At 67.5% G+C, this 17,061-nt stretch carries 16 protein-coding genes and 1 other RNA gene; 3 read left to right on the forward strand and 14 right to left on the reverse strand.

Features of this window, described 5'->3' with window-relative positions; all coding sequences use genetic code 11:
- Positions 1-60 precede the first annotated feature (60 nt).
- Both OLSU_RS05450 and OLSU_RS05455 read left to right on the forward strand, forming a co-directional pair.
- A complete protein-coding gene (locus OLSU_RS05450) occupies positions 61-1,524 on the forward strand; it encodes a C1 family peptidase (RefSeq protein WP_013251947.1) in 1,464 nt (487 codons plus the stop codon).
- A gap of 140 nt (positions 1,525-1,664) precedes the next feature.
- Positions 1,665-2,273, forward strand: a complete 609-nt coding sequence (locus tag OLSU_RS05455) for an HAD family hydrolase (RefSeq protein ID WP_013251948.1) — start codon at positions 1,665-1,667, stop codon at positions 2,271-2,273.
- Positions 2,274-2,321: 48 nt separating this feature from the next.
- Here the strand turns inward: OLSU_RS05455 and OLSU_RS05460 are convergent, their stop codons facing one another.
- Positions 2,322-2,963 (reverse strand): IMPACT family protein, encoded by a 642-nt coding sequence (locus tag OLSU_RS05460; RefSeq protein ID WP_041548931.1) that lies wholly within the window; start codon positions 2,961-2,963, stop codon positions 2,322-2,324.
- 83 nt (positions 2,964-3,046) lie between these two features.
- On the opposite strand from OLSU_RS05460, the gene rnpB reads away from it, so the two are divergent.
- An RNA gene (gene rnpB / locus OLSU_RS09230) (RNase P RNA component class A) lies at positions 3,047-3,415 on the forward strand.
- A 259-nt stretch (positions 3,416-3,674) separates the two neighbouring features.
- Here the strand turns inward: rnpB and OLSU_RS05465 are convergent.
- The 13 genes from OLSU_RS05465 to murD all read right to left on the reverse strand — a co-directional run bounded on the left by OLSU_RS05465 (position 3,675) and on the right by murD (position 17,058).
- Positions 3,675-4,364 carry a DivIVA domain-containing protein gene (locus OLSU_RS05465; protein WP_013251950.1) on the reverse strand — a complete coding sequence of 230 codons (690 nt, stop codon included), beginning with the start codon at positions 4,362-4,364 and terminating at the stop codon, positions 3,675-3,677.
- Between the two features lie 74 nt (positions 4,365-4,438).
- Positions 4,439-4,690 (reverse strand): YggT family protein, encoded by a 252-nt coding sequence (locus tag OLSU_RS05470; protein WP_013251951.1) that lies wholly within the window; start codon positions 4,688-4,690, stop codon positions 4,439-4,441.
- A gap of 3 nt (positions 4,691-4,693) precedes the next feature.
- Complete coding sequence (gene proC, locus OLSU_RS05475; RefSeq protein ID WP_013251952.1) at positions 4,694-5,506, reverse strand: pyrroline-5-carboxylate reductase; 813 nt, start codon at positions 5,504-5,506, stop codon at positions 4,694-4,696.
- A gap of 5 nt (positions 5,507-5,511) precedes the next feature.
- Positions 5,512-6,282, reverse strand: coding sequence for a cell division protein SepF (locus OLSU_RS05480; protein WP_013251953.1), 771 nt, complete (start codon positions 6,280-6,282; stop codon positions 5,512-5,514).
- A gap of 67 nt (positions 6,283-6,349) precedes the next feature.
- On the reverse strand, positions 6,350-7,081 hold the full coding sequence (locus OLSU_RS05485) for a YggS family pyridoxal phosphate-dependent enzyme (protein WP_013251954.1): 732 nt from the start codon (positions 7,079-7,081) through the stop codon (positions 6,350-6,352).
- A 42-nt stretch (positions 7,082-7,123) separates the two neighbouring features.
- Positions 7,124-7,930, reverse strand: coding sequence for a polyphenol oxidase family protein (locus tag OLSU_RS05490; RefSeq protein ID WP_013251955.1), 807 nt, complete (start codon positions 7,928-7,930; stop codon positions 7,124-7,126).
- 16 nt (positions 7,931-7,946) lie between these two features.
- The gene (ftsZ, locus tag OLSU_RS05495; protein ID WP_036574129.1) at positions 7,947-9,074 is read right to left on the reverse strand and encodes a cell division protein FtsZ; all 1,128 of its coding nucleotides are present in this window, start codon (positions 9,072-9,074) and stop codon (positions 7,947-7,949) included.
- A 356-nt stretch (positions 9,075-9,430) separates the two neighbouring features.
- Positions 9,431-10,396: a cell division protein FtsQ/DivIB gene (locus OLSU_RS05500; RefSeq protein ID WP_013251957.1), complete on the reverse strand. Its 966-nt coding sequence runs from the start codon at positions 10,394-10,396 to the stop codon at positions 9,431-9,433.
- 112 nt (positions 10,397-10,508) lie between these two features.
- Entirely contained in the window at positions 10,509-11,423 is a 915-nt protein-coding gene (gene murB / locus OLSU_RS05505) for a UDP-N-acetylmuramate dehydrogenase (RefSeq protein ID WP_013251958.1), read from the reverse strand.
- Between the two features lies 1 nt (position 11,424).
- On the reverse strand, positions 11,425-12,846 hold the full coding sequence (gene murC, locus OLSU_RS05510; RefSeq protein ID WP_013251959.1) for a UDP-N-acetylmuramate--L-alanine ligase: 1,422 nt from the start codon (positions 12,844-12,846) through the stop codon (positions 11,425-11,427).
- A gap of 80 nt (positions 12,847-12,926) precedes the next feature.
- A complete protein-coding gene (murG, locus tag OLSU_RS05515) occupies positions 12,927-14,060 on the reverse strand; it encodes an undecaprenyldiphospho-muramoylpentapeptide beta-N-acetylglucosaminyltransferase (protein ID WP_013251960.1) in 1,134 nt (377 codons plus the stop codon).
- Positions 14,050-15,639, reverse strand: a complete 1,590-nt coding sequence (locus OLSU_RS05520; protein ID WP_013251961.1) for an FtsW/RodA/SpoVE family cell cycle protein — start codon at positions 15,637-15,639, stop codon at positions 14,050-14,052. Before OLSU_RS05520 ends, murG begins: the two co-directional genes overlap by 11 nt.
- A gap of 3 nt (positions 15,640-15,642) precedes the next feature.
- On the reverse strand, positions 15,643-17,058 hold the full coding sequence (murD, locus tag OLSU_RS05525; RefSeq protein WP_013251962.1) for a UDP-N-acetylmuramoyl-L-alanine--D-glutamate ligase: 1,416 nt from the start codon (positions 17,056-17,058) through the stop codon (positions 15,643-15,645).
- Positions 17,059-17,061: the final 3 nt, after the last annotated feature.

Raw genomic sequence — 17,061 nt, forward strand, 5'->3', positions numbered from 1 at the left:
CCGTGGCGCCAGGGGCATGGGGTGATCCCTTATTCCTTACGAGAGAGGACCTTTCCAAGCATGACGGACGGAAACATCAGCCGCTCCTGGGCCGACGGCCTCACCCGCGACTTCCCCAAGGAGCGTGCCAACCGCGTGGCCCGCAACTCCGTGACGTCCATGGATGTCATGGCCGCAGCCCGCGACATCTCGAAGATGCGCGCCTACACCGACACCTACGGCATCGCCATCCCCAAGACTGGCGACATCACCAACCAGCGCCAGTCCGGCCGCTGCTGGATGTTCTCGGCCTTCAACGCGCTGCGCCAGGAGACCATCAAGTTCCTGGACGTGGACAGCTTTGAGTTTAGCCAGGCCTTTGGCATGTTCTATGACAAGCTCGAGAAGGCCAACTCGACTTTGGAGTACATCATCCAGACGGCCGACCTGCCCGTCGACTCCCGCGAGGTCCAGGAGCTGCTCCGGAACGGCATGGGCGATGGCGGCTTCTATCCCTTCGCCATGAGCATCGTCAGGAAGTGGGGCCTGGTTCCCAAGGACGCCATGCCCGAGACCGCCTGCTCCAGGAACTCCGAGCAGATGGACTCCCAGCTCGAGCGCCTCGTGCGCAAGGCTGCGCGTGCCCTGCGCGCACAGGCGGACCAGGGCGCGACCGTCGAGCAGCTCCACAAGACCAAGGAGGAGTTCGTCCTGCAGGTGCACCAGATCCTGTGCGTCTGCCTGGGCGAGCCGCCTGTGACCTTTGACCTCGAGCTCAAGGTGGGCAAGGACTGCAAGGCCGATGCCTCGAGACTCTCCCCCATCGAGCCCACCCCGAAGAAGGGGGCCGAGAAGGACGGGGACGACGAGAAGCCCGCGCAGATCCTGCGCGACTTTGGCCTGACCCCTCGCGAGTTCGCGGAGCGCTATGTCCCCGTGGACCCCAACGGCTACGTGCAGCTGGTCTCCATTCCCGGCAGCAAGATGCCGTATGGCAAGGTCTATCGCATCAAGCGCATCGACTCCGTCCTGGGCGGCATCAAGGTGCGCTGCCTCAACGTGGCCCCCGAGTACCTTGAGGACGCGTCGGTGGCCTCGCTGCGCGACGGCAACCCCCTGGCCATGGCCTGTGACGTCATGCAGCAGTTCCCCCGCCGCATAGAGGACTTCAAGTACGTGCTCTCGACGGATGCCGTGGACGTCGACGGCCTCTTTGGCATTGACCTGTCGATGGGGCGCACCGACATGATCGACCTATGTGAGACCTGCCTCACCCATGCCATGACCTTCCAAGGCGTGGAGCTTGGCCAAGACGGCCGTCCCCGCGCCTGGCGCGTGGAGAACAGCTGGGGCAAGGACGCCGGCAAGGACGGCTACCTCATCATGAGCAACGACTGGTTCCGCCTGTATGGCGGCGAGGTGGACGTCAGGCGCAGCTACGTGCCCAACGATTTGCTCGAGATATGGGACGACGAGAGCAAGGACGTTGAGGTGGAGCCCTGGAGCGGCATGGGTGTGGCGCTGGGCGTGGGCAGGCGCGACTAGGAACCGGGACACCCCCGCCATTCTCCGCCCCGAAGGTCCCCCTGCTCTAGCACGGCGGTGACGCGAGAACTGCGGGCGCCCGGAATCCCATGGTCTCCGGGCGCCCTCATGTTGGCTTATCCTGCAGGAGGGAGTGACGCATGACCATCAAAAATGTGGTGTTCGACATGGGACAGGTGCTTCTGCGCTTCGATGGCATGATGCTCTCGAGCGCCTTTACCAACGACGAGGGGGATGCCAGGCTCCTGAACGCCGCCCTCTTTGCACATCCCAGCTGGTCTTTGCTCGATGCCGGCGCCATAGACGAGGGGACCATGGAGCGCGTGGCGGCGGCTCGGCTGCCCGAGCGGCTGCACCCCAACCTGCATCGGGCCCTTGCGGAGTGGGACCTCCACCAGCCCGCGATCACCGGCACCAACAGGCTTGCGGAGCGCATCCATGCGGCGGGCCTTGGAGTCTACCTGCTCTCCAATGCAGGCCTGCGCTTCGAACGGGCCCACGCGCGCATACCATGCTGGGACATCATGGATGGTTGGGTGGTCTCGGCCTACGAGGGGCTCATGAAGCCCGATCCCCGTATCTACCAGCTGCTCTGTGACCGCTATGGACTCAAGCCCGCCGAATGCCTCTTTGTGGACGACAATCGGGACAACGTCGCGGGTGCCATGGTCGCCGGTATGGAGGCGCATCTGTTTGTGGGTGCCGACGCGCTTGGGCATGAGCTCATGCAGAGGGGCACGGAGGTGTAGGCGCCCCGAGGGGCGTTCCATCGGGGTCGCTCACGAAAGGCCCGGCCGTCAGAACTCCCCGAAGACCGGCTCGCCGACCAGGCAGAGGTCCTCTCCTTGCGCCAGCTCCCGCAGGGACGCGACGAAGCGTTCCTGCGTGCCCGCAAGAAAGACGCAGTTCATTTGCACGTCCTCTGAGAAGATGGTGTCCCTCACCTTGCCGCCGCAGTCGACAACCATGCGCTCGACCCTGCCATACGCGCTGTACGGGATGGTCGCGGTCACCCTCGCGACAAGATCCATGCGCACCATGTGGCCTGTGCTTTGGGCGGCCTGCACGGCCTTCTGGGCAGCGGCCGTATAGGCCCGTGCAAGGCCCCCGGACCCCAGGAGCGTGCCCCCGAAGTAGCGGGTGGTCACACAGCAGATGTCTGCCAGACCCGCACCGCGCAGCACCTCGAGGGTGGGCATGCCGGAGGTCCGCTGGGGCTCCCCGTCATCCGAGCAGCGCGCGCGGCCATCCGCAAGTATCCAGGCGGGCACGTTATGGCGGGCATCATGGTGACGTGCGCGCACCCTGGCTATGAAGGCGTTGGCCTCGGCCTCGCTTGAGACATGGCTCAGTTGGGCGATGAAGCGGCTGCGACGATCCTCCACCTCGCCCGTCTCCTCGATGCCCTCGCCAAGGGTGAGATATGCCTCCCCCGCCATCGCGCGCACCATCCCTTGTCCACCCGCATGCCCGACGTGCCTTCGCACATACCCCTGCACCCATATGGTACAATGCCGTCCGCGAAGTGGGCCAGACGATCGCGGGGCTCAAGGCCTGCAAGAGGCCGTGAGCCATGAGGAAAGTCCGGGCTCCACAGGGCAGGAAGCAGGCTAACGGCCTGGCGGGGTGACCCGACGGAAAGCGCCGCAGAAAAGAAGACTCCCGCTGCTCGCTTGGGCGAGTGAGAGAAAAGCTGAAACGGTGGTGTAAGAGACCACCAGCGTCTGGGCGACCAGGCGGCTTGGCAAGCCCCTTCCGGAGCAAACGCAAATAGGAGCGCCATGGTGTTGCCCGCACCGCGCTCGGGTTGCGCGCTAGAGGGCGTCGGCAACGGCGCTCGTAGACAAATGATCGTCCTCGACAGAACCCGGCTCACCGGCCCACTTCGCGACCTGGTCCTCCAGGGCCCTGAGGCCCCGTGCATCGGGCTTCCATGGCCTTAGCCCACCAGCGCCTGCGGCTACAGTTGTGCCCACTGCGTCAACCGCACGGGTGCCACCTGCCAGCGGGCCAGCCGGCACGCTATGCCGGCAGCCAGACAGAAGAAGGACCCCGCCACACGGCAGGGTCCTCGGGACGTCCGTTGGCCTAGGCCACCCGATGGACGGACGGGATGACGGCCCTGGGACCGCGACGGCCTTGGGACCGCCTTAGTCCAAGTCGCTGAAGTCCGCAGGGGCGGTGCTGCTGACCGGAGCGTACGGCGCTGCGTCAGTCTCTGCCACAGCAGAGGCGGGCTGAACGGCAGGAGCGGCGTAGCTCTCGGTGTGCGCTGCGGCGGAGCCGTTCGGGGCCGTGAGGACCTTCTCGGGGAAGACGGAGTCGGCATCGTCCATGAAGTGCTGCAGGAGCCTCTTGTACTCTGCGCGGAAGTCCTCGCGGGACTGCTTCAGGCGATCGATCTCGTCGAGCTCGTTCTGCTTCTCGGCCAGGGCCTGGCGAATGACCTCGCGGGCCTTCTGGTCGGCCTCGTTGCGGATGTTCTCCGCATTGGTGCGGGCGTCCGCGACGAGCTTGTCCGCACTCTGCTGGGCGACGATGAGAACCTGGGAGATCTGGCGCTCGGAGGCGCTGAAGTCGGCGGCGGGCGCCGGGGCGGGCGCGACCTCGACGGGCGTGGCGGCACTCTGCTCCTTGAGCTGGGCGACCTGGGCCTGCGCGGCGGCGAGCTGCTGCTCGGAGTTGTTCAGGCGACCCTTGAGGTCGGCGATCTTCTGCAGCATCGCGTCAACCTCTGCGGAGAGCTGGTCGAGGAAGGCATCGACCTCCTCGGTGTTGTAACCGTGCTTCTTGTCCTCGGAGAATGTCATCTGTTCGATGTCTGCTGGTGTGATAGCCATCTTGTTCCCTTTCGACCATGTCTGTTGTGCTACGTCAGCAGCGCGGTTTCCGCTTGCCTCAGTATAGCCGTTGCCTAGAGAATTATCCTCTCGACCAGTTGAAGCGCCAAGAGCGCGACCACCGGCGAGAAGTCCAACCCACCCATAGGTGGCACGAAGCGCCTGAAGATACCGAGATAGGGCTCGACCAGGCGCCGAAGCACCGCCTGGATGTCTGCGACGACACCATCCCGGCCAATGCGAAACCAGGAGAGGGCCACCTCGACGATGATCAGAATCTGGTAGAAGTCGAGGAGCCGATAGAGCACGTACGAAAGGTTTGCCATGCGTCACTCCCCCGCCAGCTCGCGAGTGCGCGCGATCGCCGCGTCGGCCGCATCCGCCGCACCACGCACGAGGACCGGTTCCATGACCCTGAGGCCTGCGGCCGTGGTGCCCCCTGGCGAGGTCACCCGCTCCATGTAGGAGCGTGGGTGATCGCCCGACTCGAGGAGCTGGCGCGCCACCCCACCCATGGTCGCAAGCACCATCGCGCGGCAGTCCGCCGCCTTGAGGCCATGCTCGACGCCGCAGCGCGTGAGCGCATCGACCATGAGGGCGACGTAGGCGGGGCCGCAGCCCACGATTGCGCCCTCCGCGTCGAGCTGGTCCTCGCTCATGACGCGGGCGGTGCCGAGCGCCTCGAAGACCGACGTCGCAAGCGTGAGGTCCGCCTGCGTGGAGCGCGTCCCCGCACACAGGGCCGTGGCACCCGACAGGACCTGGACGGGCAGGTTGGGCATGGCCCTCACGACCCGCACCCCGGGAAGCGAGGCCTCGAGGGCCCGGATGGTGACGCCCGCTGCGATCGAGATGACGCAGCACCCTAAGAGAAGGTCCGCAAGGGAACCCATGACATCAGGAAGGACCTGGGGCTTGACGGCGAGGACCACCGCGTCAGGCCCCTCCCTCAGCATCAGTGCGCTGTCCCTGAAGGTACGGATGCCCAACCTCGCGAGCGGCTCGAGCGCTGGTGCCCCGGGGTTCGCCGCCATCACCCGCGCGGGATCAGACGCGCCGGAGCGGACCAGGCCCGCAGCGATGGCGGACCCCATGGAGCCCGCGCCTATGACGGCAATGGTGGCATCGATCCTCTCGTCCATGGCCGCTACCTCTGCAGGGTGCCGTCTGAGACGAGCTTGTCGAGGTCGGCCTGGGAAAGCTGCAGGCCGGCCGGCATGACGACGAAGACGCGGTCGCCAAGCTCGTCCACCTGACCGCCGATGCCGCAGGCAAGGCCGAAGCAGAAGTCAAGGATGCGCTTGGCCGTCTCGATGTTGGTGTTCCTGAATGCCAGGACGACGGGCTGGTTGGTGCGAACGCGACGCACGACCATCTGGACGTCGTCGTAGGAGACGGGCTTCAGCACGTACGGGGGGAGCTGCCCGGAGCTGACGCGCGGGGTGGGCTTGAGACCCATGTCTGCCGACGTACGGCCGTCGGTGGTGTTGCCCAGGACCGACGAGCCCCTGCCGCCTGCATAGGGTACGGCGCCCGAGGGCATCTGGGTGGTGTCGTCGGCATAGTCGTCATAGCCCCTCTGGACGCCCGGGGCGAGCGTCGTGCGCGGCGCGTACTCCGGGCGCGGCGCATATTCGGGACGTGGCGCATAGCCGGGCGCGCCCTCGCGCTGGCGGCCCTGGGGCGCATGCCCCGCGCCCTGGGCCCCAGGCCCCACAGGGCGACCGGAGCGGGTGTAGACAGAGACGCTCTCGGCCTCGGGTCGACGCGTGTTGCCCAGAAGCCCGCTGGTCTCCTCGCGGCGCGACTGCTGCTGGGGTTGGTCGGGCTCGTCCTCGTAGTAGTCGTCCTCGTAGTCGTCATAATAGTCGTCGTCGGGCGCACGGAACTTGTCCCTGAGGTTGTCGAGGAAGCTCATCTTGGTTTCCGCCTTCCTGGCCGGGCGCCACGCCCGGATCCGTCGATCGCATTCTGTGGTGGTGCGGCTAGCCCATTGCGTAACTGGGATCGAAAACGGTTCTCCCGAGCCTGACCAACGTCGAACCCTCCTCCACCGCCGACTCGAAGTCATCGCTCATCCCGCAGGAGAGCACGTCGAGCGGCAGGCCGTGGGAGCCACGCAGGGCGTCGCGCAGCTCGCGCAGGCCCGAGAAGGTCCGCCGCGCCGCATCGGGGTCGTCGCGGGGTGCCATGGTCATGAGGCCCCGCACGTCGATGCCCGGCAGGGAGAGGAGCGCGTCGAGGGCAGTCGTGGCCCCGTCGGGCGTGAATCCTGACTTGGACTCCTCGCCAGAGACGTTCACCTCGAGAAGCACGCGGGAGCGGATGCCTCGGGCGACGGAGCGCTTCGAGATCGCCTCCGCGAGATGCGTCGAGGAGACGGAATGGATGAGCGAGACGTTGCCGATGACCATGTTGACCTTGTTGGTCTGCAGGTTGCCTATCATGTCGAAGCGCACGTCGGCGAGCTTGGGCGACGTGGCGCAGGCGGAGAGCTTGCGCTTGAGCTCCTGGGGGCGGTTCTCCCCGAACGCGCGGTAGCCCGCCTCCCATGCGAGGGCGACCTCATCGATGCCGACGGTCTTCGAGACTCCCAGCAGCAGCACGTCATCTGCGCGACGACCCGAGCGGACGCAGGCGGCAGCCAGGCGCTCCAGGATCTCCGCCCTCCTCCCCCTCAGGAAGTCGAGGTATGTGCCGCGCTCTTCTTCGTTCATGGTAACTGACGCCTCTTGTCCTCTCCCGTCATCGTGCGCATGTCATCTGTCCGACATCACAACCAGCGCGCCGTGCCTGCCACAGCTGCCGCCTGTGGCCCTGTACGAGAAGAACCGACCCGTCTCGCGCGACGTCGACGCGTGCGTCCCCGCGATCATGTCCGCCGGGACGCCCTCTTCGACCAGGGTCTGCACTATGCAGGCCTCGAGGTCGAGCAGGCGCTCCCCCGCTTGTGCAGCCGGGCCGAACTCGTCGACGAAGCGCCCCATGAGCCCGGCGGAGACCTCGTAGTCCTCTCCGGCGATGTGCGGACCGACGTAGGCCCTGACCTCCTGGGGCGCATGCCCCGTCTCGGTCGCCAGGGTGGCAAGCGCCTTGGCCGAGATGCGCGCGATGGTCCCGCGCCAGCCGGAGTGGATCACGGCGAAGCCTCCCTCGGCCACGAGCACCACGGGCACGCAGTCCGCGTAGCAGAGCAGGACGGGGACGCCCGCCGCCGTGCAGACCACGGCGTCCGCGCCCTCGCCCGCCTCGTTTCGGACCGAGGCGAGCTCCGCGGCCTCCGACGAGGTGACGACCACGACATGGTCCCCATGGACCTGCCGGGGATTGACCAGCCGACCGGAGAGCCCCTCGGCGCCGAGCGCGGCGAGTGCCCGGAGGCGGTTCTCGGCAACGGCGGCGGGGTCGTCACCGCAGGCGTCACCGAGGTTGAGTGAGGAGAAGTCGCCCGTCGAGACCCCACCATGGCGCTCCGTGAACGCAAGCGAGACCCCGTGGGGGCACGTGGCGTCACCCAGGAAGGTCACGCCACGTCGCGCGCGTCTCGTGAGGCTCGGACCGGACATCGCAGGCGCCCGGGCGCTAGATGCTGCTGTGCTTCAGGAACTCGGGGATGTCGAATTCCTTGTCGTTGCTGGAGGGCGACGGACGGCTGGGGGCCGGTGCGGGCGTGGGGGTCCTGGCGGGGCCGCCCTGTGCACGGCCGCCGCGTCCGTTGCCCAGGCTGAGCGACGGCAGGGACTGCTGGACGTTGGAGTCCTTGAAGCCGGTGGCGATGACGGTGACGCGGACCTGGTCCCCGAGGGACTCGTCGACCACGGTGCCGAAGATGATGTTGGCGTCGGGGTCGACGTTCTGGGCGACGAGGTCGGCCGCGTCGTTGATCTCCTGGATGCCGAGGTCCTTGTTGCCGGCGATGGAGAGCAGGACGCGGGTGGCGCCGTCGATGGAATCCTCGAGCAGGCGGCTGGAGATGGCCTCCTCGGCAGCATCGGAGGCGCGGTTGTCGCCTGAGGCGATGCCCACGCCCATCATGGCGGTGCCGGCACCACGCATGATGGTGCAGACGTCGGCGAAGTCGAGGTTGATCAGGCCCGGGACGGTGATGAGGTCCGTGATGCCCTGGGTACCCTGGCACAGGACGTCATCGGCCATGCGGAAGGCCTCGAGCAGGGAGGTCTTCTTCTCGGAGAGGTCAAGCAGGCGATCGTTGGGGATGACGATGAGCGCATCGACGTTCTCGGAGAGGGTCTGGATGCCGTCGAGGGCCTTCTGGGAGCGCGGGCGGCCCTCGAAGGAGAAGGGCTTGGTGACGACGCCGACGGTCAGGGCGCCCACGTCGTTCTTGGCGATGTCCGCGACCACGGGTGCGGCGCCGGTGCCGGTGCCGCCACCCTCGCCAGCCGTGATGAAGACCATGTCCGCACCTGCGAGCGCCTGCTTGAGCTCGTCGTGGGAGTCCTCGGCCGCCTCCGCACCGACCTCGGGGTTGGCACCTGCGCCCAGGCCCCTGGTGATGTCCCCCCCGATATGGACCTTGATGTCCGCGTCAGAGATGGCGAGCGCCTGGGCATCGGTGTTGACTGCCACGAACTCAACGCCGCGGATGCCCTCCTCGATCATGCGATCGACGGCGTTGTTGCCGCCGCCTCCCACGCCTACGACCTTGATGACGGCCATGTAGTTGCTGGGGATGTCTGCATCGATCATGGTTCCTCCTCGCTTGGCGACGGGCTGCTTGACGTCAGCCGTCCTGCCGACGGGTGTCGTTGCGCCGCCGCTGCCGGCGTGACGCACGTAACCGTTCCCTACGTTGGTGCCTTGGCTCTTCTTCTCGCTCATGTGCCTGTCCCGCGTCTTCGCTGCCCCTGGAACTTGCCAGCAGTAGGTCATAAACCCTAAACCTCAGGTAGAACCCTATGCCTTACTTAAAGCGCGCTATGTTTGCACACTCGGCGGAACTAAGTCAACACATTTGTACAATCCATGAAATGACGAGGTGGGGACACTTGCCGCACACATCGCAAAGCCTCAAGTCAAGGCTCAGGCTTGAGGGTATTGGACGATCAGCTGTACTCGGTCCCCGCCGTGCCACTCCCCTGCTGCACGTTGTCGGAGTTCACCATGCGGTAGGACGGCTTGGAGGGAACGCGCACGTTGATGTAGGTCACCTTTCCGGAATACTTTGCGAGTATCTCCGTGATGACGCTCTCCTTCGCCTCGATGCTCGTTGCCGCGCCCAGGGAGACCTCCACGCCGGAGCTCAGGGTGCACGAGATGCTGTCGAGCGTGCTGGCGTTGTAGCTCACAATCTGCGACGAGAGTCCGGGCCCGAACTGCTCGCGGTAGGCCTCCACCGCCTTGAGCGTCTCGTCGGTGGCCACGGAGCCTGCGACCGGGCTGACGGTCGAGGGAACGTCGGTGATCAGGAGCGCGCCCATCTCCTGCGCCTTTCGAAGCGCCGCCTCGGAGAAGGACTCGTTTTCGCCGGGAGACAGGGAGAGCGGCTCGATCCAGACGTTGCCGTCACCCAGACACCAGGCGACATTGCCCGCGCTCATCACGACGATGCTGTCGACGGTGCGCTCCGTAACGCTGATCCTGAGCCTGTCGGGAAACTCGCGCTCGAAGGAGACGGAGTCCACCCAGGGGTTCTTCTGGAGGTTCTTGGTGACCTGCTCCTCGTCAAGGCTCAACAGCGTCGTCCCAGACTGGACGTTGGCGAGCTTGGCGATGTTGTCCGAGCTGATGTGCTCCGTCGCCTCGGCATCGATGCTCGATATGGTAAACAGCGGAGTATAGGAAAGGACGAGAAAGCCGACGAGTCCCACGATGAGGAGGGCCGCGACCACTATGCCGGCCACGATGGCCCTGCGAATGGTCGCGCCTGAGCCGGCGTGCTCGACACCCGAGCGACGGGGGGCGGCGGATGCGGTCGGCGCGACGACCGTGCCTCTCCGCGAGGCGGGGGCACGTCCCTGCGACACCGAACGGGGCGCCGTCCCCGCACGGGCGGCGCTCGTCGCGCGCATGGCGCTCGATGGCCTCCTCTCCCGGCTGCGCACGGGGGCGGCCCCAGGGGTCCGCGCCGATGTGCGCCTCGTGCCGCGACGGCCTGGCTTTCTGTCCGCCATCACGCCACCGCTACCCTCTGAACCCCAGGCACTTGACCTCGGGACGGAGGTCCACGCCATGGTTCTGGGCGACTACGTCGTGCACGTGGCCCATGACCGCCAGCACATCCGAGGCCTTGGCGCCGCCCATGTTCACGATGAAGTTGGCGTGCTGGTCGGAGACCTGCGCGCCACCGACCGCGTAGCCCTTCAGCCCACACGACTCGATGAGGCGACCCGCCGACGCATCGCCAGGGTCCCTGAACACGGAGCCGCAGGAGGGCCTGCCCATGGGCTGGGTCGCGCGGCGCCGTGCGAGACGGCGCTCCATCTCCTCGGCGATCCCCGCCTTGGCTGCGGGCGTCAGGGCGAGGGTCACCTCGAGGATGATCTCGTCTGCCGGGATGGAGGACCATCTATAGCCCCACTCGATGTCGGGGCCGGCATAGCGGCACATGCCCCCTCCGGGACGCAGCGCGACGAGGCTCTGGACGCGCGGGCCGACCCACTCGTGCCGGGTGCCGGCGTCCATCGAGACGGCGCCGCCTACGCTGCCGGGTATACCGACGCAGAACTCGAGGCCTGAGAGCCCATGGGAGAGCGTCTCGCTCACGAGCTTGGAGAGGTTGGCCCCCGCACCAGCCGTGACGCAGCCGTCCTCGGAGAAGGTGATGCGGGAGAACTCGCGACCGAGCTTGATGACGCAGCCGTCGTAGCCCTCGTCCGAGACGAGCACGTTGGAACCGCGACCCAGGATGACCCACTCGACCCCCTCGCGCCTGAGGACGGAGAGGGTGCGCACCAGGGACGAGTAGCTGTTGACCGTCGCGAAGAGCGCCGCCGGGCCACCGATGCGGTAGGTGGTCCGGTGCGAGAGGCGCTCGTCGCGCAGGAGGTCGGCGTCGACGGCGCCGGAAAGCGCCATGTATGCGTTGAAGACGCTCAAGTCAGTCCTCTGCGCCCTTCTCGTCCAGGGCCTCCCTCGCCTCGATGAAGGCGGGGCCTATGGCGGTCACGTCACCGGCGCCCTGCGTGATGAGCAGGTCACCGGGACGGCAGACGTCACAGAGGTGCCGCACGAGGTCCTTGCGATTGGCGATGAAGCTCACGTCGTCGACGCCGCCGGCCTGGGCGACCCCGCCCGAGACGGTCTTGCCCGTCACACCGGGGATGGGCGTCTCGCCTGCAGGGAAGATCTCGGTCACGACCAGGACGTCCGCGTTGTCGAAGGCATGGGCGAACTGGTCCTGGAGCGACTGCGTGCGGCTGTAGCGATGCGGCTGAAACACGCACACGATGCGCTTGAAGTCGAGGTCGCGCGCTGCGGCGAGCGTGGCCCTTATCTCGGTGGGATGATGGCCGTAGTCGTCCACGACCGTGACGCCATCGACGTCTCCCACGTGGGTGAAGCGGCGGTGGGCTCCCTGGAAGGCGCTCAGGGCGTCAGCGGCGCGGGGGAGGTCGCAGCCCAACGCGTCCGCCACTGCGATGGCGGCGGTCGCGTTGGCCATGTTGTGACGACCCGGGTTGGACTTGATGACCACCCTCACGCTGTCTCCCGAAGGGGTCTCCACCGAGAAGCTGCTGGCAAGCCTGTGGTGGGAATCCTCGGGAATGCAGACGTAGTCGCAGGCCCCGTCGAAGCCGTACGAGACCACGCGACGTCCCGTGGAGCGCGCGAGCTCCACGTAGTGCGGCACGTCACCGTTGATGACGATGGTGCCCGCGTCACCGACGAGGTCCATGAACTGGCAGAAGGTCCTCTCGATGTTCTTGAGGGTCCCATAGTGGTCGAGGTGGTCCTCCTCGATGTTGGTCACCACGACGACGTCGGGGTTGAGGTAGAGGAAGGAGCCGTCCGACTCGTCCGCCTCGCAGACGAAGTAGCCGCCCCGGCCGTTGCGGCCGTTGGTGCCATACTCCTCCACGATGCCGCCGATGAGAAACGACGGGTCCATGCCCAGGTGGTCGATCATCGTCGCAACCATCGAGGACGTGGTCGTCTTGCCATGGGTCCCGGCGACGGCGATGGTCGTGGCGTCACTTGAGAGATACGAGAGCATCTTGGCACGGGGCCAGACGGGGATGCCCAACTCGCGGGCACGAATGACCTCGGGATTGGTCTCGGGGATGGCCGAGGAGATGACGACGACGTCGGGGGACGTCGCGTCGATGGTGGACGACAGGTGGCCGACGTGGACCTCGATGCCCGCGGACTCCAGGTCGCGCACGTAGCGCGAGGACTTGAGGTCCGAGCCGGTCACCTTGCAGCCACGCTCGTGGAGGACGAGGGCGATGCCGCTCATGCCGGCGCCACCGATGCCGATGAAGTGCGCGGCCGAGATGGGCTGCGCGTTGGAGTCAGACATAGGAACCTCTCTCTTCCCGTGCAGGGCAGGGCACCCGCATGCGACTGCGGGCACCCCACCACTCTACCCGAACGGATGCCCTACGCGCCGATGGATGCGGCACTCTCCACTTGGTCTGCGAGCGCGCTGGCGGCCTTGTCCTGGGCGAGGCCGCGTGCCGCCGAGCGCATGGCACTCCGGCGGTCACCGTCGTCGATGAGGCCCAGCAGCTCTGCGGCGAAGGCGTCCCCATCTATGTCGTCATCGGCAAACAGCAGCGCCGCGCCGGCGTCGACGAGGTAGCGTGCATTGGTCGTCTGGTGGTCGGCGGTCGCGAAGGGGTACGGAACCAGCACGCTGGGCACGGCAAGGGCGGCGATCTCGGCGATGGAGGAGGCCCCGGCGCGCGAGAGCACCAGGTCTGCGGCAGCGAGCGCCGAGCCCATGTCATCGATGTAGGGGCGCAGCGACCAGCGGGAGCGCTGCTCGTCGGTGAGGGCCAGCCCGGCGGCGACGGAGTCGTAGTCCTTCGCGCCGGTGGAGTGGACGATGTGGAGGTTCCTGCGGGAGAGGAGGTCATCCTTGAGGCGGGTGACGCACTCGTTGAGGTGACGGGCCCCCAGGCTGCCGCCGAAGACCAAGAGCAGCGTGGCGTCGTCGGGGATGCCAAGCGCCTGGCGCCCCTCCCGCCTCGTGGCGCCCGTGACGCACCTGCGCACGGGATTGCCCGTGACGACGATCTGCGTGCTTGCCCCCACGCGGCCGCGAAATGCATCTATCGCGACGGGGAGGGAGACGCAGACGGTCCTCGCCTTGTCCGCGGAGGCCCTGTTGGCGAGACCCGGCACGGAGTTCTGCTCATGGATGACCGTCGGGATGTTCTGCCGGGCGCACCAGTTGATGAGCGGCAGCTCTATGTAGGCGCCAAAGCCGACGGCGACGTCAGGGGCGCCCTCGTCGGCAAAGCGCGCCCCCAGCGCCCTCTGGGCCCGGCGCATGCGCCACAGCGCCGAGGCGAGCGTCCAGGGTCGCGAGCGGTCGAAGCCCGTCACGTCGATGGGGTCGAAGCGAAAGCCCGCCTGCGGCACGAGCTTGGCCTCGAGACGCGTCGGCTGCCCGAAGAAGCGGACCTCGTGCCCACGTTCCTCCAGCTCCTCTGCGAGCGCGAGCGCCGGGTTGATGTGTCCCGCCGTGCCTCCCGCCGCTATGGCGACCTTCAGCTTCCTATCTGCCACGTCTGTCACCCCTTCGCGTGCGCCCGTTGCGGTCGACACCTCTGACCTCGGGCCTGTCCCTGTTGGTCCTGAGCCGCTCCGATGCGGAGGGCCCCAGGTCTATCCTCTTGCGCCCCCGCGCGTCGGTCGTCACGCGCGCCCCCGCGTGACGCTCGGCGAAGTCCCGCTCCGCCCGCCTGCCCTCGGGACTGTCGGAGCGGGGGGCGCCCCTGCCACCGCCAAGGACGGTGAACGCCCTCCTCCCCTGCCGGGACGTGACGGAGCCGTCCTCGGGGGCGAAGGGGTCGGACGCGCGCGCCGAGCGAGGCGTGGCATCGCCCACGACGCCCTCGGCCAGGCTTCCGGGACGCGCGGACACGGCAAAGTCCCTGCGGCGCTCGTCGTGCTCGGTCAGGGGGAGACGCGACTGTCGGGAGACGGAGTATACCAGGCCCACCAGCATGAGGCTCGAGATGATCGAGGAGCCGCCGTAGGAGAGGAACGGGATCGGCTTGCCCGAGAGCGGGAAGTTGCCGATGACGCCGCTCACGTTAAGGAGCATCTGGATGACGAGCAGGGACACCGACCCGCAGGCGATCAGCCTGCCGCAGAGGTCGGGGGCGAAGCGCGCGATCTGGAAGCCCGCGTAGAGCATGACGGCGAACGCGACGAGCACGCCGACGGTACCCACGAGCCCACACTCCTCGCCGATGACGGCGAGGATGAAGTCGTTGTAGGCCATGGGCAGGTACGAGTACTTCTGGCGGCCCATGCCGATTCCAACGCCGAAGATCCCGCCCGAGCCAAAGGCGTAGAAGCCCTGGATGAGCTGGTAGCCGGTGCCATACTCGTCCTCCCAGGGATCGAGCATGGTGGTGATGCGCGAGCGGGAGTAGGCGTCCTTGAACGACAGGGCCACCATCACCGCCACGGCGGCGGCCAGGACGGCGACGCACCACTTGGCTGGCACCCCCGCGAAGTATGCCATGGCCACGAGCGTGACGCCGCAGATCATGACCGTGCCCTTGTCGGGCTGCAGCAGGACGAGGACGAACGGGACGAGGACAGCGCCCACGAACAGGGGCACTATCTCGCGAAGGCTGGCCCCCTCATCGTAGCGCGACAGCAGTGTGGCGCCAACGAGCACGACCGTGATCTTGGCGAACTCGGACGGCTGCAGGGAGAAGGGTCCCATGGCGATCCAGCGGGTGGCGCCATAGGCATCCGCGCCGGCTATGGGAAGAAACACCAGGATGAGAAGGACGTAAGTCACGGCGACGATGCCCGTGAGGACCCGCGTCGTCAGAACGTGGTAGTCCGTGCGCCCCAGGATGGCGGCGAACACGACGCCGAAGGCGGCGAAGACCAGCTGGCGCGTGACGTAGTAGGTGGGGTTGTTGCCCATGTCATCCGAGATGAGCGATGTGATGGACGAGGCGGAGAAGATCATGAGCGAGCCGAAGGCGAGCAACACGAAGACCGAGGCAAGGAACACGAGCCGAGGGCGCATGAAGCGCGCCGGGACGCCCAGGATGAGGCTCTCCCGATGCCGGCTACGCCGCTCGCTGCGAGCGGCCCGTGTCGCGTTGGTCCCCTCCATGGGCTACCTCACCCCGCCGTTCGCAGAGAGGTCGGCCACGAGGCCCTTGAACAGGCGGCCACGCTCTCCCATGTCGTGGAACTCGTCGAAGGACGAGCAGGCGGGCGACAGCAGCACGACGTCACCCGGCCTTGCCGCGCCCACGGCCGCGAGGAAGGCCTCCCTCAGGTGTGGGGCACGGATGACCTGCGTGGGACCGCCTGCCTCGCGCACGGCGCGTGCGATCCTCTCGCCCGCAGCGCCGAAGCACACGGCGGCCTTGCAGCGCTCGTTGACGGCGCGAGCCAGGGAGCCGAGGTCCGTCCCTTTGTCGTGGCCGCCCAGGAGCACGACGATGCGGCCGCGGTCGAAGGCGGTGAGCGCCTTCTCGACGGAATCGGTGTTGGTCGCCTTGGAGTCGTTCACGAAGCGGACGCCGGCAAACTCGCCGACCGGCTCGATGCGGTGCTCGATGGGATGAAAGCCCTCAAGGGCGCGACGAACCGCCTCGACCGAAGCGCCGAGGAAGAGGGCCATCGACGAGGCTGCCAGCATGTTCTGCGCGTTGTGCTCCCCCCTGAGGGGGAGGTTGGCCATGGGCGCGACGCGACGCTCGCCGCCATCGAGGCGCACGGTGAGCCAGCCGTCTCGGACGAAGGCGGCCTCACCTGAGACGGGCTCCTCACGGACGCCCACATGGAGCGTGCGCACGCCACGGGCCTCCAGGCGACCGATGGCGTCACGACAGTAGCCATCCTCCTGCGAGACGACGGCGAGATCGTCGCCCGAGAGGTTCTGGAAGATGCGTTCCTTCGCCGCCGCGTAGCCCTCGAGGCTGCCATGCCACTCGAGGTGGTCAGGCGTGACGTTGAGGAGGGCGGCGCAGCGCGGGTGCAAGAGGCGTGAGGTGGCGAGCTGGAAGCTGGAGAGCTCGGCCACGAACCACGCGCCATCGCGGCGCCGGACCAGCTCGTCGGTGCAGAGCCTCCCGATGTTGCCGACGGAGACGGCATCTGTGCCCGCCGAGCGCAGCATCGCGGTGACGAGGGAGGTGGTGGTGGTCTTGCCGTTGGTGCCCGTGATGGCGACCCAGCGATCGGGGCTCTCGCGCCATGCGAACTCGGGCTCCCCGATGACCTCGGTGGAGCAGGCGCGGGCGGCCGAGAAGAACGCCGAGCGCTCGGGGATGCCTGGGGAGGCCACGGCCAGGTCGAAGCGCCCCCGCACGTCCTCGCTGCCAAGCACGACGCGAACGCCCCTTTCGGCCAGCGAGCGGGCGGGCTCTCCCTCGCCCGAGGAGGCGCCGCCATAGAGCGTGAGCGAGCTCACGCGCTGGGGCATGAGGCCCGCGAGGTAGGACGCGACGGCGAATCCGGTCTTCCCCAGACCCAGGACGCAGACGTCGCCCAGGCGGGCGCCAAGGGATGTGGCGGAGCTCATGGA

The organism is Olsenella uli DSM 7084, from assembly GCF_000143845.1.
Classification (GTDB): Bacteria; Actinomycetota; Coriobacteriia; order Coriobacteriales; family Atopobiaceae; genus Olsenella; species Olsenella uli.